Raw genomic sequence first — 25,058 nt, 5'->3', positions numbered from 1 at the left:
TACACGATCGCGAGGAGAGTGCGCAACATGGAATTATTCTGGTTCATCCCCCTTCACGGGGACGGTCATTATCTCGGCACGTCGGAAGGCGCGAGGGCGCTCGACTACGATTACCTCCGCCAAGTGGCGCAAGCGGCCGACAAGCTCGGCTACGAAGGCGTGCTGCTGCCGACGGGCAAAGCCTGCGAAGACGCTTGGGTCGCCGCCTCCTCGCTTATTCCGGCCACTCGCCGGCTCAAGTTCCTCGTCGCGGTCCGTCCGGGCCTGATGTCGCCTTCGGCATCGGCCCGGATGGCCGCCACTTTCGACCGGCTGTCCGAAGGCCGGCTGCTCGTCAACGTCGTTACCGGCGGAGATCCGCATGAATTGGCCGGCGACGGCATCTTCCTGAGCCACGGAGACCGCTACGCGCTGACGGACGAATTCCTGTCCGTCTGGCGCCGTCTCATGCAAGGAGAAGAAGTCACTTACGCCGGAAACCATCTCCGCACGGAAGCGAGCCAACTGATCTACACCGCGCTGCAGCAGCCGTATCCGCCGATCTTCTTCGGCGGTTCTTCCGTTCCGGCGCAGCAGATCGCGGCCGATCACGTGGACGTGTACTTAACCTGGGGCGAGCCGCCGGCGGAAGTCGCGGAGAAGATCGCGCAAGTCCGCAAGCTGGCGGAAGCAGCGGGACGCAAGATCACGTTCGGCATCCGGCTGCACGTCATCGTCCGCGAGACCGAAGAGGAAGCCTGGGCGGCGGCGGATAAGCTCATCAGCCGCCTCGACGACAAGACGATCGCCGAAGCGCAGCGCATTCTCGGGCGCTACGACTCCGTCGGACAGCAGCGGATGTCCAGCCTGCATAAGGGCGATCGCTCTTCGCTCGTCATCTCCCCGAACCTGTGGGCGGGCATCGGGCTCGTGCGCGGCGGAGCGGGCACGGCGCTCGTCGGCGATGCCGAGACGGTCGCGGAACGGCTGCGCGAATACGCGGCGCTCGGCATCGAGAAGTTCATACTATCCGGCTATCCGCATCTGGAGGAGGCGTACCGTACGGCCGAGCTGCTGTTCCCGCTGCTGCCTCTGAAGGAGCGCGGAGAGGACGCGCGCAAAGCCGAGCTGAAGGCGTTCGGAGAGATCGTCGCCTATCAGACGCCGCCGGATGCGATCGCCCGCAACCAACCGGAGGGATCGGACCATGCCTATGCTAAACAAGCTGCTGAATAGCAGATTCGCGCCGGCTTTCATCCCGGTACTCATCATCGTCGTCTGGCAATTGCTCGGCCACTTCGGCGTCTTCTCGACGCGCACGCTTCCGCTGCCGACCAAGGTCGCCGAGGCCGGCTGGCGCGTCATCGAGAACGGGGAATTGCTGCGCCACATCGGCGTCAGCACTCGCCGGGCGTTCATCGGCCTGGCGATCGGCGGCGGCCTGGGCTTCGCGCTCGGTTTGTTGAACGGCGTGTCCCGGACGGCGAACCACTTGCTCGACAGCACGCTGCAAATGGTGCGGAACGTCCCCCATCTGGCTCTCATTCCGCTCGTCATCGTCTGGTTCGGAATCGACGAGTCGGCCAAGATTTTCCTGGTCGCGCTCGGCGTCTTCTTCCCGATCTACATGAATACGCTGCACGGCATTCGCTCGATCGATCCGGGGCTCGTCGAGATGGCGGGCGTGTACGGGTTGCGCGGGTACGCGTTCTACCGGCACGTCATCTTGCCGGGCGCGTTGTCTTCGATTCTCGTAGGCCTGCGTTACGCCCTCGGGTTCATGTGGTTGACGCTGATCGTCGCGGAGACGATCTCGGCCAACGCGGGCGTCGGCTACATGGCGATGAACGCGCGGGAGTTCATGCGGCTGGACATCGTCGTGTTCGCGATTATCATCTACGCGCTGCTGGGCAAGCTGTCCGACAGCGCGGCGAAGTGGCTGGAACACCGGTTGCTGTCCTGGAACCCGAACTATGCGCGAAGCGCCAATCGATAGCGAAGGAGGCATTGCGAGATGACACATGCGAACGAAGGCGCCGGCGTCCGCGTCCAAGGCGCGACCAAGCGATTCGGAGACAAGACGGTGCTGCACGGAATCGATCTCGATATTCCGCCGGGACAATTCGTCGCGATCGTCGGACGCAGCGGCTGCGGCAAGAGCACCCTGCTCCGCTTGATCGCCGGATTGGACGCGCCGACGGAAGGCGCGCTGTCCGCGGACGGGGAGCCGATCCGGGGCATCTGGCAAGACGCGAGGATGCTGTTCCAGGACGCCCGCCTGCTGCCGTGGAAGAAGGCGATCGACAACGTCCGCATCGGCGTCCGGTCGGGCAGCGAAGCGGAAGCGCTCGCCTCGCTCGACCAGGTCGGCTTGGCGGATCGGGCCCGCGAGTGGCCAGGCGTATTATCCGGCGGCCAACGCCAACGGGTGGCGCTCGCCAGGGCGCTCGCGGGCTCGCCGCGGCTGCTGCTGCTCGACGAGCCGCTCGGCGCGCTCGACGCGCTGACGCGCATCGATATGCAGCAGCTGATCGAGAGCTTGTGGGAGGAGCAAGGCTTCACTTCCGTGCTCGTCACCCATGACGTAAGCGAAGCGGTCGCGCTCGCCGACCGGGTCGTGCTCATCGAGGAGGGGCGCATCGCCCTCGACGTCGCGATCACGCTCGCGCGGCCGAGAGAACGGGACAGCGGCTTCGCGCATTTCGAGAAGCTCATCCTCGATCGTATTCTCGAGCGCGGCGAGAGCGCGCACGGCACGACGAAGTCTAAGCCTACGTCTTACGCGATCTGAACGATAAAAGCCCCCGTCTCCGCCGTTGCCGCAAGGGCAACGCGAGACGAGGGCTATTTATTTGCAGCCGGATATGCCGATTAGAGATTCGTTTCGCGCAGCGCGCGAATGCGATCGCCGAGATCCGGGTGCGTCGAGAACAGCGAACGCTTGCCTTGGCCGCTGATCTTCAAGGTGGCGACGGACGATTGCTTCTCCGCCACGACGCGATCCTTATAGTTCTGCAGCAGTTGCAGCGCGTGGATCATCTTGTCCTTGCCGGCCAGAATCGCGCCGCCGCGGTCCGCGTGGAACTCGCGATGGCGGGAGTACGCGAAGACGACCAAGCTGCCGAGAATCGAGAAGACGATCTGGAACACGATGACCGCGATGAAGTGGACGATCGGCGCGAGATCCTCCTTCACGAACCGGGATACGGCCCATGCCGCGATCCGCGACAGGAAGACGACGAACGTATTGACGACGCCTTGCAGCAGCGTCATCGTGACCATGTCTCCGTTCACGATGTGCGCCACTTCGTGGGCGATAATTCCTTCAACCGCGTCGCGGTCCATCTCTTCGAGAAGTCCTGTCGAGAGAGCCACGAGCGAGCGCTTCTTCGAAGGCCCCGTCGCGAACGCGTTCACTTCGCGGGACTCGTAGATGCCGACCTCGGGCATATGCGTCATGCCCGCGTCGCGGGCGATGCGGTGAACCATGTCGACGAGCTCGCGCTCGCTGCCGGTCAAGTTCTTGCTCGGATCGAGCACTTGCACGCCCATCATCATCTTCGCCATCCAGCGGGATATCGCGAGCGAGAAGAAGGCGCCGGTGAAGCCGACGATCGCGCTGAAGATCAACAATTGCTGGAAGTTGATCGATCCGTCCGATTCCAGGTAAGAGCCTACGTTGAATACCGATAGAATGATGCCGATCGTGACCATGACGAGCAAGTTCGTCAGAATAAAGAGGAAAATCCGTTTCATTGCACTCTCTCCCCATGCGCAAAGTATTGGATTGCAGGTTGAATCCGGATATTAGGTACTAGCCTATTCTATCATGACTATCTATATGTGAAAAAGAGACGGCCCTATGCATCGGCTGCCTCTAGGTAATTCTATATACGGATTCGGACGTTCAGCGTTTCTTAAATCCTTCCTCGATCAAGTACTCGCGCGCCTCCTCGTACGATTCGAACGCGCCGTCCAGGTTCAGGCCGGCGAACACGTACCACATGTCGTCCTCGAATTTAATCGTCAGCGTCGACTTGTTCGGTCCGTCCCATGTCTCTTCCAGCCCTTCCGTCGGCTCGGGAGCCGCCTCTCTCGTGAGGGAACGGATCGAGCGCCCGATCAGCTCGCGGAGCTCGGCCTCGCCGTAATCGCGAACGTTCACGTAGCCTCGGTCGTCCGTCTCGATATCGGGCAACCGGCCCGCGAACGCGAAGCCGTTGCCGTTCGGATGGAGATGGAAGCCGATCAGCTTCTTGTCGAACGCGCTGCCTTCATAATGGAAGTTCACGCGCCCCATCGACACGTCCTTGCGCTCCAGCTCCGGGAAAGACGCGAATACGTTGATTTTCTGTTCAAAGGTTAACATGAGGCACCGCCTTCGTATTATTCGACGTTCGCCCCCGCCGGGGCGACGCTGTCTTCCTGCCTTGCATCCCGCGCGAAGCGGGCCTCGATCCTCTTGCTGATCCATAGCGATACGCCGACGAACGCCACGACGTACAGCAGCTCCGCCGGATGCCGGACGAACCGCATCAAGTCGTGCCCGACGATGGATACCGCCATGACCATGATCGCCTTGCCGAAGACGATCGCGATGAAGAACGACCTCGGCCGCATACGCGCGATTGCCGCCGCCATATTAATAACGACGAACGGGCCCACGGGGAACAAGCTGAGCAGGAATACGTAACCGAACGCGTTCCGCCGCACCCACTGCAGGCTCGTCTGCACCCGGGGCTTGCGCGCCCATCGGTCAAGATAGGGATGGCCCGCGATGCGGCGCACGATCCAGAACGTCGCGAGGCATCCGCACACGATGCCGATCCAAGAATAGAGGAATCCGAGCCATAGTCCGTACACCGTCGCGTTCACGCCGATAATGACGATCGTCGGCAACGGGGGAACGAACGATTTCATGAACGTCAGGGCGATCCCGGGCAGCGGCCCCAGCGCCCGGTATTGTTCCAGCAGCCGTTGCAAGTTCTCTTCCGTCAAGCCGTCAAGCAATTGCGAGAGCGCCATCTCGATGCACCCAACCCATTTCTTCCGTATCGTTACCGCTAGTCTGCTTCGGTAACGTGATCATAACACATCGCCTGAATTTAGTATTTGAATTCTATGCGACAATCCATTACAATGAATCCCGTGCTATTGATAATCGTTCTCAAATAGCCGCCGAATTTCCCCATACACAAGCTACCTACACAGAGGAGAGACCTACCTTGAAGAAATCGAAAGTTACCCTGCTCGTTCTGCTCGCCGCCATGCTCGCGGTGTTCGCGGCCGCATGCGGCAGCAATAACAATAACGGCAATTCGGCAAGCCCATCCGCAAGCGAAGGCAGCTCCCCGAGCGCATCGACGGCAGCGCCGGAAGCAACGACGAAGACGATCAAGGACGGTCTCGACCGCGACGTCGAGATTCCGACGAACCCGCAGCGCATCGTCGTCCTCGGCAACTACGGCGAGATCGCGTCTCTCGGCATCAAGCCTGTCGGCACGATCGGCTACTATCTGGACAAGTACGGCGCGGAGAAAACGGCGGGCGTGGAGAACGTCGGCCAAGACGAAGCGGACCTGGAGAAAGTGCTTGCCCTGAAACCCGACCTGATCATCATCCCGAGCTACTTCAAGCCCGAAGTTCTCGAAGGCCTGAGCAAGATCGCGCCGACGATTGCCACGAAGTGGGGCCTGCTGCCGCTGGAGCATCTGCACATCCTCGCCGGCTGGCTCGGCAAGGAAGCGGAAGAACAAGCATGGCTCGCGCAATACGGCGAGAAAGCCGCGGCCGCGAAGGAGCAATTGAAGTCCTTTAACCTCGAAGGCCAGAAGGCGGTCGTCCTGCAATTCTGGACCAACAAGATTTATCAGCACGCGACGGGCGTGTTCACTCCACTGTTCAAAGATATCGGCTTCGTACCGACGGAAGCGGAAGCGAAAGTTACCGTTACCGCGGAAATTTCCGAAGAGGCCGTCGTGGATTACGTGGCCGATGCCGACAAGCTGTTCCTGCTCGTCGACGGACAAGCGGACATCGATACGATCAATGCGATGAAAGCATCCGCGTGGAAGAACATCCCGGCAGTGAAGAACGACCAAGTGTACATCGTCGAGAGTGCGCGCTGGAACGACTACAGCACGGCCGCGATGGAATGGATGCTCGAGGATCTCGTGAAGATCATCAAGTAAAATCGACTTTATCGCGACAAATAGGGACGGCTCCCCCGGCGGGAACCGTCCCTTGTTCGTTATTCCTCCGCCTCGCCGTCCGCTTCCACGTACCGTTTCAGCGCGTTCAAGCGGTTGTCCCAATAGCGTTCGTAATACGCCAGCCAACGCTTCAGCTCGAGCAGCGGCTCAGCGTCCAGACGATACCTCGTCTCCCTGCCGACCTTTCTCTCGCGAACGAGACCCGCGCTCTGCAGGATGCGCAGATGCTTGGATACCGCGGTCCGACTCATCGGGAAGTGGCCGCTGAGCGCGGTTACCGGCAATTCCCCTTCGTCCAGCAAGCGAAGCAAGCTCCGGCGGGTCGGATCCGCGATCGCTTGGAAGACGTCTTGCTTCGGTTCGGTCGCGCCGGCCATCTTAACCTTCCACGATCTCTTGGAGCTTCTTGCCGATGCCGACCCATCCGCCGTTCATGCGTTCGCGCACCTCGGCATGCGATTGGCCGTACTCCGTCACCTGGTCCTCGTACCAGCCGGAGTGGATGAGCGTGAATACCGTCGCGTCGCCTTCCTCGGCCAGCTCGAACGTCAGCGACCAGTCCTTGCCCCACTCGAACGACAGCTTGTTCGGCGGATCGATGACGGTAACTTTGCACGGCGACTTGCCCCAAGGACCCGCTTCGAGGTGGAATTCGTGGCCGACGACCGGTTGGAAGTCGCTCGGCATGAACCAAGCGGCGATTCCTTCCGCGGTCGATACCGCGTCCCATACTTTGCCGATCGGCGCCTTCAGGACGATCGTCTGGCGAATATCGGGCAGTGCTTTCGTTGCGTTGCTCATGCGATAACTCCTCCACAGAACGAATATTAAGAAACCTTTTGGTTTCGTTTCTTGCATTATACGAAACCTTTTGGTTTCATGTCAACACCTCCGCTCACGCCGATCCATGGCAAAAAGCGTCAATTCGCCAGAGGCTTCCCCCTTTAGAATTGACGCTTATTGCTCGCGTTATGAGAGGTCACGCTTCCCTCTTAGACGTACAGGAGCGCTTTGCTAGGATTGTTACGGCCGCTTCCCGCCGCCCTCACGGCCAGCAGCGGTCTATACGTCTTCTTCTTGCACCGCTTGTTCCGCGAACGGACGCGCTTGCACGACCGGACCTTCGACTTGACGCACCGCTTTCTCTTCTTAAGCCAGCTTCCGGTTCGGATCTTCCGGGATTTACGAAGCTTCCGGCGGCGCCGGCGGCGATGGGATCTCCCCGTATGCCCGCTGTCGTCGAGACTGTCCGGATAATGCCGAACCGGCGACGATGCCGGCGCCGTCGCAATCCCGGGCGTGAAGATCGGCTTGCGCTCGGCCGTTTCTTCCGGCTCGATCAATATAGGCGCGCTCGTATGCGCGACCGTTTCCGAGACGACCGCGGCCGGTTGCTCCGATTCGGTCAGCGCCTCGGCCTCTCTCTCCTCTAACCGTTCCTCGACTTCGGCTATCGGATCGGTCCATGTTTCGGCGGCCGCCGTTTCAAGCGTGTCGTCCGCCGTCGTCTCCGCGATCGTCAGCGCTTCCGCCGTCTTTTTATTTTTGCGAGGCTTGGCATCCAGATCGATCTCTTTCTTGTATCCGTCTACGTACTCGATCTCCACTTCTTCGACCTTCTCCCACTTCACCGCGGAGAGCAGCCTTTCGATCTGGGATTGACGTTGCGAGGAGTTGCCAGGTAGCAGGTTATATTTCGCCTTGTTGCCTTTGCGATATTCCACTTCGATCTCTACGATGTTGGAGTCGCCCTCCAGCGCTTGCCTAACTACGTCATTACCGCTCACAGTCGTTCACCCTTCCGTTATTAATGGACGTTAATCCTTCTCCATATACTATTGTCCAATCCCCGTATTGCATGGGCCAATCATGCGGTAGATTCGCCCCAAATGCATCGGACAGGCGCCTTGAATTCGCGCCGTTGCTCGCGGCTGTTGCGGAACGCGCTTGTCCCGTGCTACAATCAGGCTACTTCAAGGAATGGAGGGTTTCGTGTGATAGACTACATCCGAGTTCGGTCTTATCGCGGCTAATTGAATAGCCCGAAAGGCTCTGCCTGCGCGCAGAGGACTCAGGATCGGTCTGCCCTACGAACCCTATACGTTCGCGAATAAGCATGTTCCTCCTCGGAATAGGAACCGGGATTTCCGCGCGAAGCGGAATCCGTATGCGTTTATTCGCCATAGGCTCCGGCGCGATCGCGCAAGCCGCCGTAACGATCGTCGCATCGTTAGGCGCTTGTTTCTTCGTCCTCTAATGAACGTGCGCACAGGCAGAGATGCCTGTGTTTTTTGATGTTATGCGTTCAGAACCATTCGAAGGAGGACGACCTATTGGAACAACGGAAAGAATATGCGATATTGGTCGGCGTACAATTGCCTGGAGCGCCGAATTTCACGGGCGCGATGGAGGAGCTGGCCGGCTTGGCCGACGCCTGCGACATCCTCGTCGCCGGTCGGATCGAGCAGAAGGCCGAGCGGGTAAATTCCGCCTTGTACATGGGCAGCGGCAAAATAAAGGAACTAGCGGCGTTGATGAAGGAGACGGAAGCGACGGTCGCGATCTTCAACGACGAGCTCTCCCCTTCCCAGATTCGCAATCTGGAGAAAGAGCTGGATACGCGGGTCATGGACCGGACGATTCTCATCCTGGATATCTTCGCCAGTCGCGCTCAGACGCGGGAAGCGAAGCTGCAGGTCGAGGTTGCGAGGCTGCAATACATGCTGCCGCGGCTCGTCGGCTTGCGCGAATCGCTCGACCGCCAAGGCGGGGGCGGGGGCGGCGGGCTGAAGAACAGAGGGTCCGGGGAGACGAGGCTGGAGCTGGACCGCCGCAGAATCGAGGATCGGATCGCCGCCCTGCAGGAGGACCTGGAGAAGCTCGTCTCGCGGCGACAGGTGCAACGACAGCAGCGGCGGAAGAACGAGATGCCCGTCGTCTGTCTCGTCGGCTATACGAACGCCGGCAAGTCGAGCGTCATGAACGCGATTCTGAAGCGTTACAATCCCGGAGCGGGCAAGGAAGTGCTCGAGAAGAACATGCTGTTCGCGACGCTCGAGACGTCGGTTCGGAACATCGAGCTGCCGGATCGCCGCTCGTTCCTGCTCGCGGATACGGTCGGCTTCGTCAGCCGGCTGCCGCACCATCTCGTGAAGGCGTTCCGCTCCACGCTCGAGGAAGTCGCCGAAGCGGATCTGCTGCTTCACGTCGTCGATCTCGCGGATCCCGAGCGCGAGCGGCAGATCGAGGTGACGCGCGAGACGCTCGAAGCATTAGGCGCGGGTCATGTGCCGACTCTTCGCGTCTACAACAAAGCCGATCTGGCCGATGTCGCCTATCCGCATGTCGATGAAGACGGCATCACGCTGTCGGCTCGCGAGAGCGACGGAATTGAGCAGTTGATCGGGTTGATCGGCGAGCGAATCTTCCGCGACTACGTCTCGTGCGAGATTCTGATCCCGTTCGCGCAAGGACGGCTCGTCGCGTACTTCAACGAGCACGCCCGCGTCGACGAGACGACGCACGAGGAGAACGGCACGCGCCTGAAGCTGACATGCCGCGCGGCAGACTACGACAAGTACGCGCGCGAATTCGTTACAGTATAACGGTAAAATGAAATGGAAGAGGCTCTCCCCGGGTCATCATGCGATGACTTGGGAGAGCCTCTTTCCTGTTGTTGTAAACTTGCATGCGCCATACGCAGCTCTCGGAGCGCTGTAGTTCTGATTAGTCAAACTGCATGCGCCATATGCAGCTCTCGGAGCGCCGCAGTTCGGATTAGCCAAACTGCATGCGCCATACGCAGCTCTCGGAGCGCCGCAGTTCGGAATAGTCAAACTGCGTGCGCCATAAGTAACTCTCGACGAACCGCAGTTCGGATTAGCCAAACTGCGTGCGCCATAAGCAACTCTCGGAGCGCTGTAGTTCGGATTAGTCAAACTGCGTGCGCCATAAGCAACTCTCGACGAACCGCAGTTCGGATTAGTCTAACTGCGTGCGCCATACGCAACTCTCGACGCGCCGCAGTTCGGGTTAGTCAAACTGCATGCGCCATACGCAACTCTCGACGCGCCGCAGTTCCGGTTAGTCAAACTGTGTGCGCCATACGAGCCGCGGAACCGCCAATCGCGTTAACTCTTCCACTTCTTCTCCCTGTACTGTCCTGGGGTAATGCCTTCGGACTTGCGGAACGAGCGGATGAAGTTCTGCGGATTGTTGTAACGCAGCCGGGTCGCGATATCCTTAATCGTCACGTCGGTCTCGGCGAGCCACTTCTTCGCCATGTTGAACCGGTACGCCGCCAAGTATTCGCTGAAGGAGCTGTTCGTCTCCTTGCGGAAGACGCTACTTAAGTAATTGGCGTTATAGTTAAGCCTCGAAGCGCATTCCTCGAGCGTCAGATCGGTGTCGTAGAAGCGATGGACCAGATCGATGATTTTCTCCGAAATATTGTGGTATTGCGCCTCTTGCCGGTCGCGGAAAATCCGGATCATCGGATGCACGACGGTCGTCCAGAACCAGTCCTCGATCTCCGGCACCGTGTTCAGATCGAGCAAGTCGTCGAACAGCGACCCCTTCGCGAGACGAATCTGGTTCAGGCTGATGCCGGATTCTTGAATGACGACGAGCAGGCTGTTGAGCAGGCGCATCGTCGGAACGTGATACTCCTGTGGTGACAGCCGGGCGGCGAACACGGGACCGAGGAACGCGCGCAGCAGCTCCTTCGCCTTGTCGGCGTCCGCCAGCTTGATCGCATCGAGCAGCTCGTTCTCCAGATGGCTCGGATAGCTCATGTTGAGATAATGCTTGCCCGTGCCCACGTTCTCGTATTGGACGATAATGCCTTGGCCCAGCTTGATGCGGTGCTTAAGCGCGTCAATCCCCTCGTGGTAGCCTACCGACAGCTGCTGGACCGACGGGAACGGCAAGCTGATCCCGATGCTGACCGTAAGGCCGAGGAAGCTCTGAATCTGGCGCTGCAGGTTATCGGTCGTCTCGAACAGGAAGTTCGTGAATTCGTCTTCCCCCGCATCCGCCGACGCGTTGCCGAATAGCGTGACGACCGCGTGGTCGATAATGACGGGCGCGAACCGGACGTCCGAAGGCACGAGCTCTTCGATCATGTTGTGGACGGCGAACAGCAGCAGCTCCATGTCGCGCTTGTCGTATCTCGTATTCTCTAGCGAATCGACCTGCAGCGTGACGACGGCCATCGACGGCCAAGTCTTCAACTGGTCGGTATAGCCGAATCGCTCGAGCCGTTCCCTCAGATCGGAGCTGCCCGCCGTCCCTTGGAACGCCTTGGTCAGGAACGAGGCGCGAACGAGCTTCAGCTGCTGGTGGACCTCGCTCTCCAGCTTCGACTTCGACTGGAACAGCTGCTGAATATGCTCGCCGATCGCTTGGAATTCGTTCGTCCGCTTGCTCTTCACGTCGGAGAACCGCACGTCCATCTGCTTGAGCAGCCGCTGGATCGGAGAATACATGCGACGTGAACCGAGCCATGCGAGCAGCATCGTCAAGAGCAGCATGAACAGGCACACCATCAGCGTCGTAATACCGATCTTGCGGGATTCCTTCGTCATGCTGGCGATGGACGTATAGGACATGTACACCCAGCCGTTGGACGGAGACCGGTAGTACGTAACCGAGTACTCGGCTTGATCGATCGCCGACTTGAACTGCCCGGACTGGCCCGCGAACTTGTTCGCGTCGCCGAAGCCGGTCGCGGATACGGACTGGCCGATCAGCGCCGGGTCGGGATGGACGAGAATTCGCAGCTTGTCGTCCAGGATCAACGTCGTATCCGGCTGGTCCGGATCGTACATGAGCAGCTCCTGCAGGCTGCACGTCGGGATGTTCGCCAGGACGAGGCCGTACGGATTGACGTCGGTAACCGGCAGCTTCTTGTTCAGGCTGATGCTGTACCCGCACGACGCGCTGTTCGCGCTCTCCTCGCTGTAGAACCACTTGGAGGGATGAAGCGTCCAGCCCGTATCCGTGTCTTCCCGAATGAGCTCGTCCAGCTGCTCGTGGTACGGATACCGATCGAACCGGTACAGCCCGGAGTTCTTGATCATCCAGTTGTTGCGACGGTTGATCAGCACGACGTCCTCCAGCTTCGTATCGAACGATTGCATGTGCAACAGCTCGTTGCGGATGTCGCCGTACAATGCGAAATCGCTTACATTCAGCGAGTTGTTCATCGCCTTCTTCAGCACGTTCGAGTTGATGACTTGATTCAGCGTATGATTGACAGTCGTCAGAATTTGCTCTACATTGGCATTAATTTGAACGAGAAGCTGAATTTTACTTTTATTGACGTCTTTCTGAATTTCCGCCGAAGAGGTAACGTAGGAGAAGATGCCGATGAACAACACCGGCAACGTGCTGAGCAGAAATCCGAACACGGTCATCTTGGTCAAGAAGCTAAGCGGACGCATCGGAATCCCACACCTTGTTATCGTGATAGATTCATTGTAGTCAGCGGGCAACGCTAGGACAATAATCATTAGACTTTCAAGTAATCATTATTACACATTCGGGGTGGAATGCCATGAGAATCGCCGGATTGCTCGGCACGACGCGAATACGCAAGGCGCTGCGCATCGCTTCGTCGATGCTCGTCGCGATGACGCTCGGCTCCTGCGCGAGCGTGGCGGGGACCGATTCGCCGAACGACTCCGCGTCGCTTCCGGTCATCACGATCATGATGCCGCTTCATTTTCCCCGGGAGCCCGACCCGGCCTTGATCGAGCGAATCGGAGAGCTGACGGGCACGCGGCTCGAGATCGACTGGGTACGGGACGAGATCTATGCCGACAAGCTGAACGCCGCCTTGACGATGAACGCGATGAAGCAAGCGACGTTCGTGAAGTATACCGACTACATGGGCATGAAAAGCGCGCTCCGCTCGGGCATGTTCTGGGAAATCGGCCCTTATCTGAAGGATTATCCGAACTTGAGCCGCCTGGACGAGGACATACTGAACCAGACGTCGGTAGACGACAAGCTATACGGCCTGTACACCGAACGCCTCTCCTCCCGCCAAGGCATCATCCTGCGCGAGGATTGGCTGGATCGTCTCGCCCTGGAGCCGCCCGGGACGCCGGAAGAGCTGTACGAGGTGCTGCGGCAATTCACTTACAACGACCCGGACGGCAACGGCTTGCAGGATACGTTCGGGCTGGCCGACCGTAACGACTTGATCTTCGGCGCGTTCAAGACGCTGAGCTCCTATATGGGAACGCCGAACAATTGGGAGATTCAAGACCATGCGTTCGTGCCCGAATTCGCGACCCCGCCGTACGTTGACACGATGAATTACATGAAGCGGCTGTACGACGAGAAGCTGGTCAACCCGGACTTCATCGTCACGAGCAAGGAAATCCAACGGGATCTGTTCATTACGGGCCAAGCCGGCGTCTATATCGGAAGCATGACCGACGTCGATCGGCTGGCCGACGAGGCACAGCAGGTCGATCCGGACGCCCGGCTGACGGTCGTCAACCGGATCGCTGGACCGAAGGGCTTCCGCATCTGGTCGATTCCGAATTATAACGGTCTGTTCTTGTTCTCGAAGAGCGCCATCAAGACGGAAGAAGACTTGCGGCAAGCGCTCGCGTACTTCGACCGTTCTATGGAAGCGGATGTCGCCAATCTGATGAAATACGGCGTCGAGGGCAGGCATTATACGCTGGTCGGAGACGAGGTGCATCTGCCGGAGCGCAGCGCGCAGCCTTACGTCAGCGAGATCGATCCGCTCTACGCGCTCATGATCGCCGACCTCGGCAATCCGAACGTGAAGAAGGTCGTGCGGGGCGACCAGCTGCTCTCGCTGGCCGAGAAGCTGAGCAAGGACAATGAGGGCTTCATCGTCCGGGACCCTACGGTCAATCTCGAATCGGACGTCTTCGACGAGAAGAGCGCGGAGCTGCAGCAGATCATTACGGACGCCACCTATAACTATATTTTGGGTAAGATTGATCAAGCCGGGTTCGACAAGGAAGTCGCCAAGTGGCGGACGAGCGGCGGCAACGAGATCATCGCTCAGTTCGGCAAGTCGTATTTGGAATAAAGATTCGTTATCGGCAGCCGTCTCGCGCAAGCGAGGCGGCTTTTTCGCATCGGCGGTCGCCCGTGTCCTTGCATGCGATCATAATCATTTGCTCAGGTGCTGCCCTCGACCGGCGCCATATGAACAAATGATTGTATCGGTACCGAATGCGCTTCCCGTACCGTTGAGCTAGCAACAACCATTCCGATCAAGGTGGAGGTCTAGCAGTATGACGAAGAAGTCAGGGGTTCTGTTAAGCACGGTATTGATCCTCGGCATGGTATTGACCGCTTGCAGCAAAGAAGGGAACAACGAAGAAGCCTCTCCGGGCGCATCCGCTCCGGCATCGTCCGGCGCGGCATCCGAATCGCCGTCCGAGTCGCCTTCCGCGACGCCGGAGGAGCCGACGGAGATTACGATCATGCTTCCGCTGAACATCGCGGAAACGCCGCCGGACACCATTAAGAACGAAGTCGAGAAGCTGACGAACACGAAGCTGACGTATCAGTTCTTCCCCGCCGACACCTACGAAGATAAATTGAACGCGACGCTCGCCACCGGCTCGCTTCCCGAAGTCACCTATCTGAAAAACCAAGCGACGCTCGTCAAGATGAAGGGCGCCATCCGCGACGGTCAATTCTGGGAAATCGGGCCTTACTTAAGCGAGTTCCCGAACTTGAACAAGCTGAAGCCGCTTATTCTCAACAACACGAAGGTAGATGGCAACCTGTACTCGGTGTACATCGGTCGGCCGCTCGCCCGCCAAGGCATCATCTACCGCAAGGACTGGGCCGACAAGCTGCAGTTGAAGGCGCCGGAGACGATCGACGACGTGCTCGCGATGGCGAAGGCGTTCACCGAGAAGGATCCGGACGGCGACGGCAACGCCAACACGATCGGTCTCGCCGACCGCAACGATCTCGTGTACGGCGCGTTCCGGACGATCGCTTCCTGGTACGCCACGCCGAACAACTGGGGCGAGAAGGACGGACGGCTGCAACCGGACTTCACGTTCCCGCAGTATACGCAGTCGATGGACCTTATGAAGGCGATCCGCGACGCCGGCGCGATGAACCAAGACTTCGCGGCGACGAGCAAGACGGACCAGGTCGCCCTGTTCACGAGCGGCAAGGCCGGTCTCTACATCGGCGCGATGTCGGACGTCGACTCGCTGAATAAAGACTTGATCAAGAACGTGCCGGACGCCGTTGTCGAGACGGCCGCGATGATCAAAGGTCCGGACGGCAAGCAGACGTCATGGGCGATTCCGGGCTACAACAACGTCGCGTTGTTCCCGAAATCCGGCATCAAGGACGAGGCCGAGCTGAAGAAGGTGCTAGCTTACTTCGACAAGATGATGACGCCGGAAGTGGCTAACGTCATGTTCTGGGGCATCGAAGGCACGCACTATACGGTACAGGACGGCAAAGCGAAGGTGACGGACAAAGCCGATCTGATCGAGCGCGAAGTCAAGGGCTACAAGGACAGCGTCATCGGCGAAGTCGAGACGAACGGCATGTACGAAGGCTTCTACTCGCTGCCGGCGCGCATCCACGCCGAGGAATACACGAAGCAGCAGGAGAGCATCGCTCTGAACGATCCGACGGCGTCGCTCGATTCCCCGACGTATACCGAGGAAGGCGTAGAGCTGCAGAAGATCATCACCGACGCCACCTACCAGTACATCTACGGCAAGCTCGACGCGGCCGGCTTCCAGAAGGCGGTCGACGAGTGGAAGAAGCGCGGCGGCGACAAGATCATCGAAGAATATAACGCGGTATACAAGAAGTAGTCTCTGACGAATAAGCGAGGGTGCGCCGCCGATCCGTCGGCGGCCCCCTTGCCCATAGCACGCCGGAAAGGAAGATACGAGTATGGACACGATCGCGCGGCGCTCCCGCAGCCCGTTCATGACGCGCCTGAACCGTAACAAGCTGCTCTACCTTATGGTACTGCCGGGCCTGCTCTACTTTTTGATTTTCAAGTACGGACCGATGTTCGGACTCGTGATCGCCTTCCAGAACTTCAAGCCGTTCCAAGGCATATCGGGGAGCGAATGGGTCGGCTTCGACCACTTCCACAGACTGTTCACGGAACCCGATTTCCTGCAAATCTTGACCAATACGCTCGTGTTGTTCGGCTTCAGCATCCTGTTCTATTTTCCCGTGCCGATCATTCTGGCCCTCATGCTGAACGAGGTTCGCCAGAACGGCTTTAAGCGGCTGTTCCAGTCTCTCGTGTACTTGCCCCACTTCATGTCCTGGGTCATCATCGTCTCGATCAGCTACGTCATGCTCACGATGGACGGGGGCATCATTAACTCGCTCCTCGAGCAGCTTGGCATCGGCAAAATCAATTTCCTGCTCAGTCCCGAGTGGTTCCGGCCGACCTACATCATTCAAGTCATCTGGCGGGAAGCAGGCTGGGGTACGATCATCTATTTGGCGGCAATGGCGGCGATCGATCCGCAGCTGTACGAAGCGGCCCGCATGGACGGCGCCGGGCGGTTGCGCCAAATTTGGCATATTACGCTGCCGGCGATCCGCAGCGTCATCATCCTGCTGCTCATTCTGAAGATCGGCGACGTGCTGGAGCTCGGCTTCGAGCATGTGTACTTGCTGCTCAATTCGATGAACCGCGACGTCGCGGAGATCATCGACACGTACGTCTATTCCGTCGGCCTGCAGCAAGGCAAATTCAGCTACAGCGCGGCGATCGGCTTGTTCAAGTCGCTGATCGGCCTGATCCTGGTCGTGCTGGCGAACAGATTGGCCAAAAAATTCGGCGAAGAAGGCGTTTATTAAGCCGACGCGGGAGGGTGCCCCATGGTTCAAGATCGTACGCTAGGCAGCCGACTGTTCGGCGTCGTTAACTTCGCGCTATTGGCGATCATCGCGCTCGTTACCGTTCTTCCGTTCCTTCACGTGGTGGCGGGATCGTTCACGACGAGCGCGGAGATGGCCGCCAACAAATTCATCCTGTTCCCGAGGGAATGGAGCTTCGAGGCTTACCGCTTCGTCTTCTCTACGAACACGATATTCCGGGCGATGGCCGTATCGATCGGCATAACGGTCGCCGGCACGCTGTTCAGCATGCTCGTCACGGCGATGATGGCCTACGGCTTGGCCCGCAGAGACCTCGACGGCCGCAAGATCGTCATGTTCCTCGTCGTGTTCACGATGCTGTTCCAAGGTGGGCTCATCCCGACGTTCCTCGTCGTGAAGGAGCTCGGCCTCATCGACAAGTACGCGGCGCTCGTGCTGCCGCTGGCGATCAGCGCGTTCAACATGATCATCCTGCGCAACTTCTTCCAGAACATCCCGGACGGGCTGGAGGAATCGGCCAAGATCGACGGCTGCAACGATTTCGGCATCTTCTTCCGCATCGTGCTGCCGCTGTCGATGCCCGCGATCGCGACGATCTCTCTCTTCTACGCGGTGACGTACTGGAACACGTACTTGAGCGCGATTCTGTACTTGAACGACAGCAAGATGTGGCCGATCCAGGTGCTGCTGCGGCAGATCGTCGTGCTCGCGAGCGGCATGGACTACGATTCCAGCCTCGACGGCGTCGTTCCTCCGCCGGACCAGGCAGTCAAGATGGCGGTTATCGTCGTGGCGACGGTGCCGATCCTCGCCGTGTACCCTTTCTTGCAGAAGCATTTCGCCAAGGGCGCGCTGCTCGGATCGATCAAGGGGTAATCAGCGTCGGACGGACCGACGGTCGGAAGAATAGCCGAGAGACAACCAAGAGACTAGGATGGATGGGGGAATACGCATGAGCAAGATAACGATGAACGGCGTACGAACGCCGCTGGATTGGGCGAGGGCGATCTGCGACTCGTTGATGGACGCCTACGCGCCCGGAGAGCTGCCGCCCGCGCACCGGTGGCATTATCACCAAGGCGTATTCCTGTGCGGAATGGAGCAATTGGCCGCGAGGGCCGGGGATGCCCGGTACGACGAATACATTCGGGGCTACGTCGACGATCTGGTCGACGAGCGGGGCAACTTCTACTTCGCGCGGGATGAGCTCGACGCGATTCAGGCCGGGCTGCTGCTGTTCCGATTGGAGGAGCGGACAGGCGATTCGCGCTATCGGATTGCCGCCGACAAGCTGCGGAATCTATTCCATACGCTGAACCGGACGTCGGAGGGCGGTTATTGGCACAAGGACAAGTACCCGTACCAGATGTGGCTGGACGGTTTGTATATGGGCGGCGTATTCGCGTTAAAGTACGCGGATGCGTACGGAGAGTCGGAATTGCGGGAGATGGCGCTCCATCAGGAGCGGCTCATGCGCCGTTATATGAAGGATAACCGGACCGGTCTGCTGTACCACGCCTGGGACGAGAGCCGCCAGATGCCTTGGGCGGACGCTCGCACCGGCTGCTCTCCGGAGTTCTGGGGCCGGTCGCTCGGCTGGTACGCGCTCGCGCTGGCCGAATTCCTCGAGCTGCTGCCGCGGGATAGCGACGGCTATGCCGAGCTGGCTGCCGCGCAGCGGGAGTTCATTGCCGCGCTGATCCGATATCAGGATCCGGACAGCGGCCTCTGGTACCAAGTCGTGGACAAGGGCCACCTGCCGGACAATTGGCTGGAGACGTCCTGCTCGTGCCTGTTCGTGTACGCGATCGCCAAGTCGATTCGCCAGGGCGTCGTCGGGGAGGAATGCGTCGATGCCGCTCGCCGCGGTTACGAAGGACTTATCGCGCGGCTGCGGCATGACGATCGGGGCAGCCTCGTTCTGCCCGACATCTGCATCGGCACGTCCGCCGGCGACTACGAGAACTACGTCACGCGCCCGACGAGCGAGAACGACCTTCACGGCGTAGGCGCGTTCGTCATGGCGTGCGTGGAAATGGACGGGTTGTTGGCGGGGAGAGGGTAACGCGAAGACGGTTCTTGCGATCGGGAGATCGCGGGAACCGTCTTCTTCCTTGCGTTAGACGAGGCGGGGCGGGCAAGAAGCGCATCAGGACGTATAACTCGTAAGTACGAACCCCTTGTCGCCTATCTCCAATTCGTCATAGAACCCTTCCGCCATCCGTCGCCGCACCTCGAACGTCTGCAGATCGATATCGACGAGCTCCGTGTACATGGCCGCGTCGGCCGTCCCTGCATCGCCTTTCAGTTGAAGAACGCGCGTATAGCGATCCTCTTCGTTGCTCCGCAACAGCGCGTACAGCTTATCCCCGTGCCGCACGAGATGACCGATATCGGCCTGATTCTGCCGAAAAATCGTCTTCGCCTCGCCCTTGCCCATGTCGATGCGCAAAATACGATAGCCTTGCACGTAATAGAGGGCGTCCGCATCTTCGTCGACGATGATCGAGCTCTCCCCCTGCGTCGAATGGTCGTATATGCCGTCCGGCCGCACTCGCGGATAAGCGATCGTACCGAGCCATTCGCCGCTGCGGGCGAACCGGTCCAGCTTCCGATTCAGCACCACGAGAACCTCTCCCCGGTACGGAAGGATGCGAACCGGGCCTTGCACGTTCTCCTTGTTGCCGATGAAGAACGATCGGTATTGCTTGCGCGCTACGTCGAGTTGATGCAGGAAGCCGTTGAACACGTACCAGAGGAGTCCGGTGTCCGGATCCTCGTACCGCTCCTCCGGCCAATAGGAGGCTTGCTCGACCAACCTTGCGTCGCCAAGGGGCTCGTAAGGCTGCGACCGATACTCGACCGACTTCAAGCTCAAGTCCGTCAGCCCTACTCGCCCGATGGAACCGATCCGCAACCGTTCTCCCTCTACGGTAAGCTTATTGGGCATCGGCACCGCGAGCTCCGCGACGATGTCCAGCTCGTCGTTCAGCTTAATGACGCGCGATGCTTCCGTGTCCGCCACGAGCCAGCCGCCGTTCACGCGCGCGAAGTCCAATGCGCCGTGCCCGCCGAAGCCTTCGCCCACTTCGACCGATATCGCGATCGGCAGTTCGCCGATCTTCGATATAACCCCATCCTTATACGTCATTAACACGCGGTCTACGAGGACGTACCATTGCGATTCGATAAGGCGGAACGTCTTCGAGCTGCCGTAATCCCCGTCCGGGAGCGCCTCCTGCAAGGCATCGCGCAGCGCGTCCGGTATGTCCGCGTTGGTATTATAAGCGTAGCTCTTCTCGAAGCTGCCTTCGACGATGCGTCCCGGCGCATGCGGGGGGATTTCCGGACGAGGGATCTCCCTAACGATATAATCCCGTAATGGATCCGACAACAGCGTCGTCGCATCATAGGGCTCGACGTTGACGAAATCCCGCCACGCGAGCCATTGCAACCTACCGTTCGAATCGAGCTTCAAGCGCGGGCCGTCCGCGTCAACCCGCGTCCCCGACGGGATGGGAAGCTCGCGATACCGAGGCGCGTTATCGGCAACCGAATTCTCCTTCTCGAAGAGGATCGCCTCTAATTTGTCCGGCTTGCTTCGGACGTAAGCGCCGGGGCTCAGCGCCTGCCAGCCGTCCTCCCACAATCTAGGCTCTACCGGCAGCTTGAAGTAGTAATTGTCCAAGTAAGACATCATATCCGCGCCTTTCCCGCTGCTGCTTCGCAGCTGAACGAGCGTGCGCGGATCGACTTCCAGCGTCTGGTCCACGAACGCCATTAACTTGGCATCCACGACCTCGTAATCCAAAAATCGCACCGCTCTCGCATAAGGTTTCGGCGCATAGGCAAGCATTCCCTCCCCGTCCTTGAACGCATGCAGCGTAGAGCCGTCCGTCAGTCCGAATCGCTTCGTCCCGCCGAATGTTCCCGTGACGCTCGACTTGCCCGGCATGGTCAATGCGCGCGCCGCTTCCACCAAGTCGGCCATTGCGACCCGCGTCCAACGCTCCTCCGGTTTCAACTGCGGGTCGTATACATGCTCGCTGAAGCCGCCTCCATTGCGTACCGCGAAGACGAGAATTCCCGGATCCTCGGCTGCCGTAACGGTCAATACTTCATGCGGACCGAAGAATTGAATATCCGTGCCGACGTACGACGGATCAGCCCCAAGTCGTATCGTCTGCCACTCTCCGCGAGGATCTTCCCTCGCCGAATCGGACGCGGGCTCATTGGTGCCGAGCAGCAGGAATTCGCCGTTCACCCAAGCCTGCCCATCGCGTTCCGCCGGGGCCTTCCACTCGTACAGCTCCCGGTCCGTCTCGCCGGCATCCGAAGTATACAATCGGTTCTCCCGAACATAGACGCTGGATTCACCGGACCGCCACAGCACTTGCTCGGTCGACGAATCGAGCTTGAACGACAACGTCGCCTGCTTGCCCGCAGGAATTTCCGCGGCGAACGGCGCGATGGACGAAGACGGTTCAGGGGATGCCGCCTCCGACGGAGCTTCCCTTGCCGTATCCGTTCCCTGCCCGGCGAATATGGCGGCTACTCCGATCGCGATCAATGCGATTCCCAACCCGACGATGCCGATTACCCGGCGTTGGCGTTCCTTCATTCCGGTCGCAACCTTCCCTCTTCGCATTCTCCAGATGTTCAGTTAGACGGTTAATTATGGAAAATGTTGCGCGACCTTCCGAATGCATCCTCTGACGATGCAACATGAAAAGCCGTTCCGGAATCGCCAGTTAGCGATCCCGAGAACGGCTTCCTATGCAGCAATCCGTCGTACTAGACGTTTACCTTCGGCAATTGGCTCAAGCTATCCCGCAACGCCTGCTCGGAATACGATACGTCCTGCAGCGAGCCGGACAAATACGACTCGTACGCCGACATGTCGAAGTGCCCGTGACCGGACAGCGCGATCATGATGACGCGCTTCTCGCCCGCCTCCTTGGCGGCGAGCGCTTCGTCGATCGCGGCGCGAATCGCGTGCGCCGACTCCGGCGCGGGCACGATGCCTTCGGTCTGCGCGAATTGCACCGCCGCTTCGAACACGCGGTTCTGCGCGCAGGCGACCGCCTCGATGAGGCCGTCGTGGTACAGCTGGCTGACGAGCGGCGAATCGCCATGATAGCGCAGACCGCCCGCATGGATACCCGGCGGCATGAAGTCGTGGCCGAGCGTGTACATCTTCATCATCGGCGTCAGCTTGGCCACATCGCCGAAGTCGTACGCGAACGTGCCGCGCGTCAGCGTCGGGCACGCTTCCGGCTCGACGGCGACGAGCCGCACGTTGCTCGCGCCCGTCAGCTTATCCTGCAGGAACGGGAACGCCAGCCCCGCGAAGTTCGAGCCTCCTCCGCAGCAGCCGAAGATGACGTCAGGGTACTCGCCCGCTTTTTCCATCTGTAGCTTGGCTTCTTGACCGATGACCGACTGATGCAGGCACACGTGGTTCAGCACGCTGCCGAGCGCGTAGTTCGTGTCGCTCCTCGTCGCCGCGTCCTCGACCGCCTCGCTGATCGCGATGCCGAGCGAGCCGAGCGACTCCGGATCTTGAGCCAGTATCGAGCGGCCCGAATTCGTCAGCTCCGACGGGCTCGCGACGACCTGCGCCCCGAACGTATTCATCAGAATGCGGCGGTACGGCTTCTGGTTGTAGCTGACCTTGACCATGTACACCATACATTCGAGATCGAAGAACTTGCACGCCATGCTGACGGACGAGCCCCACTGCCCCGCCCCCGTCTCCGTCGCGATCCGGGTGATGCCGGCCTTCTTGTTATAGTAAACCTGAGGGATCGCCGTGTTCAGCTTGTGGCTGCCCGCCGGGCTCGCTCCCTCGTATTTGTAGTAAATGTGCGCCGGCGTATCGAGCAGCTTCTCGAGCTGCGTCGCGCGGTACATCGGCGTCGGGCGCCAGATCTTGTACAGCTCGCGAACCTCGTCGGGAATTTCCACCCAACGCTCTTGCGTCATCTCTTGCCGGATCAGCTCCATCGGGAAAATTGCCTGGAAATCCTCCGGCCCGGTCGGTTGTCCGGTACCCGGGTGAATCGGGGGTTGGAGCGGATTCGGCATGTCCGCCATGACATTGTACCAATGCGTCGGAATTTCGCTTTCAGAGAGCAGAATTTTCTTCTCCGTCACGCTTACATCCTCCATTTCGGTGTGCAAGATTGTTCGTTCCGATCGTTCTCCTCCTCATTCTTCGCGCCGCTCGCTTATTCCTGCTTTTTCCTCCCAAGAATACCAACTCAAGGATACGGAAAAACTTGTGCGGAGCGAAATTCCAGTAAAGGCGGAGAACGAGCAGATGGCCAACGACCCTACGAACGACGACTTGACGTTAACGACGCGGCAAGGGCACCCCGTCACCGACAATCAGAACCTGCGCACCGTCGGAGACCGCGGCCCGACGACGCTGGAGAACTATCATTTCTTCGAGAAAATCACCCACTTCGACCGCGAGCGCGTGCCCGAGCGCGTCGTCCATGCCCGCGGCGCCGGCGCGCACGGCGTCTTCGAGGCGTACGGCAAAGTCGGCGACGAGCCAATAGCCAAGTATACGCGCGCGAAGTTGTTCCAAGAAGCCGGCAAAGAGACGCCCGTCTTCGTCCGGTTCTCGACCGTCATCCACGGCGGCCATTCGCCGGAGACGCTGCGCGACCCGCGCGGATTCGCGGTCAAGTTCTATACCGAGGACGGCAACTGGGACCTCGTCGGCAACAACCTGAAAATCTTCTTCATCCGCGACGCGATGAAATTCCCGGACATGGTGCACGCCTTCAAGCCGGATCCGCTCACGAACGTGCAGGACATGCAGCGATTCTTCGACTTCGTGTCCTTGTCGCCGGAAGCGACGCACATGATCACGTTCCTGTTCTCGCCATGGGGCATTCCGGCCAACTACCGGCAGATGCAAGGCTCCGGGGTGAACACGTACAAATGGGTCAACCATGCGGGAGAAGCGGTGCTCGTGAAGTACCACTGGGAGCCGCAGAAGCAAGGCATTCGCAACCTGAAGCAATCGGAAGCGAACGAAGTCCAATCGATGGCGTTCAATCACGCGACGCTCGACCTGTACATGGCCATCGATAACGGCGATTACCCGGAGTGGGAGTTGCAAGTGCAGATCATGAGCGACGACGCGCACGACGAGCTCGACTTCGACCCGCTCGATCCGACGAAGCTATGGCCTCCCGAGCAGTTCCCTTTCCTCCCTGTCGGCAAAATGACCCTAAACCGCAATCCCTCCGACTACTTCGTCGAGGTCGAACAGGCGGCGTTCGGCACCGGGGTGCTCGTGGACGGGCTCGACTTCTCGGACGACAAGCTGCTGCAAGGACGCACGTTCTCGTACTCGGACACGCAGCGCTACCGCGTCGGTACGAACTACTTGCAGTTGCCCATTAACGCGGCCAAGACGCACGTCGCCACGAACCAGACGGGCGGCCAGATGCAGGCGCGGCCGGAGCGCGGGCGCGGGCAGAATCCGCACGTCAACTACGAGCCGTCGTCGCTTGGCGGGCTGCGCGAGGCTCCGGCGGACGGCGTCGCTCACGAGCCGCATTACGACGCCGATCTCGTGCGGAAGAAGATCGCGCGGACGAACGACTTCAAGCAGGCGGGCGACACGTTCCGGGCGTTCGAGCCTTGGGAGCAGGAAGAGCTCATCGGCAACTTGTCCGGCGCGCTCTCGCAATGCGCTGAAGGCATCCGCGACCGCATGATCGACCACTGCACGCAAGCCGACGCCGACTACGGCAAGCGGCTCGAGGAAGGCATCGCGGCAGCCTTGAAATCGAAAGCCTCGAGCGGCCAGGCCGACCCGTACCAAGGCGTCGACATCGCTCGCCGCGCGGGCCACGAAGCGGATCCTTATTAAGCCATAAAAGCCCACTCTCCCTTGCCGGAGAGTGGGCTTTTGCGATAATAGGGCCTTGTGGCGGCGTTATTTCGGCGGATTGCCCGCGGTCA

The 25,058-nt window shown here is 59.7% G+C and carries 20 protein-coding genes; 11 read left to right on the top strand and 9 right to left on the bottom strand.

Features of this window, described 5'->3' with window-relative positions; translation table 11 throughout:
- The first annotated feature begins 27 nt into the window (after positions 1 to 27).
- From ssuD to ACFQZG_RS17515, 3 genes are read left to right on the top strand one after another with little or no spacing between them, the layout of a single operon-like run.
- Positions 28 to 1,215 (top strand): FMNH2-dependent alkanesulfonate monooxygenase, encoded by a 1,188-nt coding sequence (gene ssuD, locus ACFQZG_RS17525; RefSeq protein ID WP_378154786.1) that lies wholly within the window; start codon positions 28 to 30, stop codon positions 1,213 to 1,215.
- Positions 1,187 to 1,975 carry an aliphatic sulfonate ABC transporter permease SsuC gene (ssuC, locus tag ACFQZG_RS17520; RefSeq protein ID WP_378154784.1) on the top strand — a complete coding sequence of 263 codons (789 nt, stop codon included), beginning with the start codon at positions 1,187 to 1,189 and terminating at the stop codon, positions 1,973 to 1,975. The genes ssuD and ssuC overlap by 29 nt, the downstream gene beginning before the upstream one ends.
- Positions 1,976 to 1,993: 18 nt before the next feature.
- Entirely contained in the window at positions 1,994 to 2,770 is a 777-nt protein-coding gene (locus ACFQZG_RS17515; protein ID WP_378154782.1) for an ATP-binding cassette domain-containing protein, read from the top strand.
- An 80-nt stretch (positions 2,771 to 2,850) separates the two neighbouring features.
- Here ACFQZG_RS17515 and htpX read toward each other — a convergent pair whose 3' ends face one another.
- The 3 genes from htpX to ACFQZG_RS17500 form a co-directional block, all read right to left on the bottom strand.
- Positions 2,851 to 3,735, bottom strand: a complete 885-nt coding sequence (gene htpX / locus ACFQZG_RS17510) for a protease HtpX (RefSeq protein WP_378154780.1) — start codon at positions 3,733 to 3,735, stop codon at positions 2,851 to 2,853.
- 151 nt (positions 3,736 to 3,886) lie between these two features.
- Entirely contained in the window at positions 3,887 to 4,348 is a 462-nt protein-coding gene (locus tag ACFQZG_RS17505; protein WP_378154778.1) for a hypothetical protein, read from the bottom strand.
- Between the two features lie 17 nt (positions 4,349 to 4,365).
- Positions 4,366 to 5,004 (bottom strand): TVP38/TMEM64 family protein, encoded by a 639-nt coding sequence (locus ACFQZG_RS17500; protein ID WP_378154776.1) that lies wholly within the window; start codon positions 5,002 to 5,004, stop codon positions 4,366 to 4,368.
- Between the two features lie 200 nt (positions 5,005 to 5,204).
- Here ACFQZG_RS17500 and ACFQZG_RS17495 point away from each other — a divergent pair, with 200 nt between their 5' ends.
- Positions 5,205 to 6,170, top strand: coding sequence for an ABC transporter substrate-binding protein (locus ACFQZG_RS17495; RefSeq protein ID WP_378154774.1), 966 nt, complete (start codon positions 5,205 to 5,207; stop codon positions 6,168 to 6,170).
- A 59-nt stretch (positions 6,171 to 6,229) separates the two neighbouring features.
- Here ACFQZG_RS17495 and ACFQZG_RS17490 read toward each other — a convergent pair whose 3' ends face one another.
- The 3 genes from ACFQZG_RS17490 to ACFQZG_RS17480 all read right to left on the bottom strand — a co-directional run bounded on the left by ACFQZG_RS17490 (position 6,230) and on the right by ACFQZG_RS17480 (position 7,978).
- Positions 6,230 to 6,568, bottom strand: a complete 339-nt coding sequence (locus ACFQZG_RS17490) for an ArsR/SmtB family transcription factor (protein ID WP_378154773.1) — start codon at positions 6,566 to 6,568, stop codon at positions 6,230 to 6,232.
- 1 nt (position 6,569) lies between these two features.
- A complete protein-coding gene (locus tag ACFQZG_RS17485; RefSeq protein ID WP_378154771.1) occupies positions 6,570 to 6,992 on the bottom strand; it encodes an SRPBCC family protein in 423 nt (140 codons plus the stop codon).
- Between the two features lie 191 nt (positions 6,993 to 7,183).
- Positions 7,184 to 7,978, bottom strand: a complete 795-nt coding sequence (locus ACFQZG_RS17480; protein WP_378154769.1) for a hypothetical protein — start codon at positions 7,976 to 7,978, stop codon at positions 7,184 to 7,186.
- Between the two features lie 546 nt (positions 7,979 to 8,524).
- Here ACFQZG_RS17480 and hflX point away from each other — a divergent pair.
- Positions 8,525 to 9,796: a GTPase HflX gene (hflX, locus tag ACFQZG_RS17475; protein WP_378154768.1), complete on the top strand. Its 1,272-nt coding sequence runs from the start codon at positions 8,525 to 8,527 to the stop codon at positions 9,794 to 9,796.
- A 525-nt stretch (positions 9,797 to 10,321) separates the two neighbouring features.
- Here the strand turns inward: hflX and ACFQZG_RS17470 are convergent.
- Positions 10,322 to 12,634 carry a helix-turn-helix domain-containing protein gene (locus tag ACFQZG_RS17470; RefSeq protein WP_378154766.1) on the bottom strand — a complete coding sequence of 771 codons (2,313 nt, stop codon included), beginning with the start codon at positions 12,632 to 12,634 and terminating at the stop codon, positions 10,322 to 10,324.
- 113 nt (positions 12,635 to 12,747) lie between these two features.
- Between ACFQZG_RS17470 and ACFQZG_RS17465 the strand changes: the two genes are divergently transcribed.
- From ACFQZG_RS17465 to ACFQZG_RS17445, 5 genes are all read left to right on the top strand, one after another.
- Positions 12,748 to 14,268 (top strand): extracellular solute-binding protein, encoded by a 1,521-nt coding sequence (locus ACFQZG_RS17465; RefSeq protein WP_378154764.1) that lies wholly within the window; start codon positions 12,748 to 12,750, stop codon positions 14,266 to 14,268.
- Between the two features lie 208 nt (positions 14,269 to 14,476).
- On the top strand, positions 14,477 to 16,039 hold the full coding sequence (locus ACFQZG_RS17460; RefSeq protein ID WP_378154763.1) for an extracellular solute-binding protein: 1,563 nt from the start codon (positions 14,477 to 14,479) through the stop codon (positions 16,037 to 16,039).
- An 82-nt stretch (positions 16,040 to 16,121) separates the two neighbouring features.
- Entirely contained in the window at positions 16,122 to 17,051 is a 930-nt protein-coding gene (locus tag ACFQZG_RS17455; protein WP_378154761.1) for an ABC transporter permease, read from the top strand.
- Positions 17,052 to 17,072: 21 nt separating this feature from the next.
- Positions 17,073 to 17,948: a carbohydrate ABC transporter permease gene (locus ACFQZG_RS17450; protein ID WP_378154759.1), complete on the top strand. Its 876-nt coding sequence runs from the start codon at positions 17,073 to 17,075 to the stop codon at positions 17,946 to 17,948.
- A gap of 76 nt (positions 17,949 to 18,024) precedes the next feature.
- Entirely contained in the window at positions 18,025 to 19,137 is a 1,113-nt protein-coding gene (locus ACFQZG_RS17445) for a glycoside hydrolase family 88/105 protein (protein WP_378154757.1), read from the top strand.
- 84 nt (positions 19,138 to 19,221) lie between these two features.
- On the opposite strand, the gene ACFQZG_RS17440 is transcribed toward ACFQZG_RS17445, so the two are convergent.
- Positions 19,222 to 21,693, bottom strand: a complete 2,472-nt coding sequence (locus tag ACFQZG_RS17440) for a hypothetical protein (RefSeq protein WP_378154756.1) — start codon at positions 21,691 to 21,693, stop codon at positions 19,222 to 19,224.
- A gap of 173 nt (positions 21,694 to 21,866) precedes the next feature.
- Complete coding sequence (locus ACFQZG_RS17435) at positions 21,867 to 23,228, bottom strand: TrpB-like pyridoxal phosphate-dependent enzyme (protein WP_378154754.1); 1,362 nt, start codon at positions 23,226 to 23,228, stop codon at positions 21,867 to 21,869.
- Positions 23,229 to 23,394: 166 nt separating this feature from the next.
- Here ACFQZG_RS17435 and ACFQZG_RS17430 point away from each other — a divergent pair, with 166 nt between their 5' ends.
- Entirely contained in the window at positions 23,395 to 24,966 is a 1,572-nt protein-coding gene (locus ACFQZG_RS17430; RefSeq protein ID WP_378154752.1) for a catalase, read from the top strand.
- Positions 24,967 to 25,058 lie beyond the last annotated feature (92 nt).

The sequence above is a fragment of the Cohnella sp. GCM10027633 genome (genome assembly GCF_042675445.1).
Classification (GTDB): Bacteria; Bacillota; Bacilli; order Paenibacillales; family Paenibacillaceae; genus Cohnella.
This window is presented reverse-complemented; position numbering and strand designations above follow the sequence as displayed.

What these genes read in the sequence shown, in the direction of transcription:
- ssuD (WP_378154786.1), top strand. Translation starts at nt 28, where the DNA reads ATGGAATTATTCTGGTTCATCCCCCTTCACGGGGACGGTCATTATCTC.
- ssuC (WP_378154784.1), top strand. Translation starts at nt 1,187, where the DNA reads ATGCCTATGCTAAACAAGCTGCTGAATAGCAGATTCGCGCCGGCTTTC.
- ACFQZG_RS17515 (WP_378154782.1), top strand. Translation starts at nt 1,994, where the DNA reads ATGACACATGCGAACGAAGGCGCCGGCGTCCGCGTCCAAGGCGCGACC.
- htpX (WP_378154780.1), bottom strand. Translation starts at nt 3,735, where the DNA reads ATGAAACGGATTTTCCTCTTTATTCTGACGAACTTGCTCGTCATGGTC.
- ACFQZG_RS17505 (WP_378154778.1), bottom strand. Translation starts at nt 4,348, where the DNA reads ATGTTAACCTTTGAACAGAAAATCAACGTATTCGCGTCTTTCCCGGAG.
- ACFQZG_RS17500 (WP_378154776.1), bottom strand. Translation starts at nt 5,004, where the DNA reads ATGGCGCTCTCGCAATTGCTTGACGGCTTGACGGAAGAGAACTTGCAA.
- ACFQZG_RS17490 (WP_378154773.1), bottom strand. Translation starts at nt 6,568, where the DNA reads ATGGCCGGCGCGACCGAACCGAAGCAAGACGTCTTCCAAGCGATCGCG.
- ACFQZG_RS17485 (WP_378154771.1), bottom strand. Translation starts at nt 6,992, where the DNA reads ATGAGCAACGCAACGAAAGCACTGCCCGATATTCGCCAGACGATCGTC.
- ACFQZG_RS17470 (WP_378154766.1), bottom strand. Translation starts at nt 12,634, where the DNA reads ATGCGTCCGCTTAGCTTCTTGACCAAGATGACCGTGTTCGGATTTCTG.
- ACFQZG_RS17465 (WP_378154764.1), top strand. Translation starts at nt 12,748, where the DNA reads ATGAGAATCGCCGGATTGCTCGGCACGACGCGAATACGCAAGGCGCTG.
- ACFQZG_RS17460 (WP_378154763.1), top strand. Translation starts at nt 14,477, where the DNA reads ATGACGAAGAAGTCAGGGGTTCTGTTAAGCACGGTATTGATCCTCGGC.
- ACFQZG_RS17455 (WP_378154761.1), top strand. Translation starts at nt 16,122, where the DNA reads ATGGACACGATCGCGCGGCGCTCCCGCAGCCCGTTCATGACGCGCCTG.
- ACFQZG_RS17450 (WP_378154759.1), top strand. Translation starts at nt 17,073, where the DNA reads ATGGTTCAAGATCGTACGCTAGGCAGCCGACTGTTCGGCGTCGTTAAC.
- ACFQZG_RS17445 (WP_378154757.1), top strand. Translation starts at nt 18,025, where the DNA reads ATGAGCAAGATAACGATGAACGGCGTACGAACGCCGCTGGATTGGGCG.
- ACFQZG_RS17440 (WP_378154756.1), bottom strand. Translation starts at nt 21,693, where the DNA reads ATGAAGGAACGCCAACGCCGGGTAATCGGCATCGTCGGGTTGGGAATC.
- ACFQZG_RS17430 (WP_378154752.1), top strand. Translation starts at nt 23,395, where the DNA reads ATGGCCAACGACCCTACGAACGACGACTTGACGTTAACGACGCGGCAA.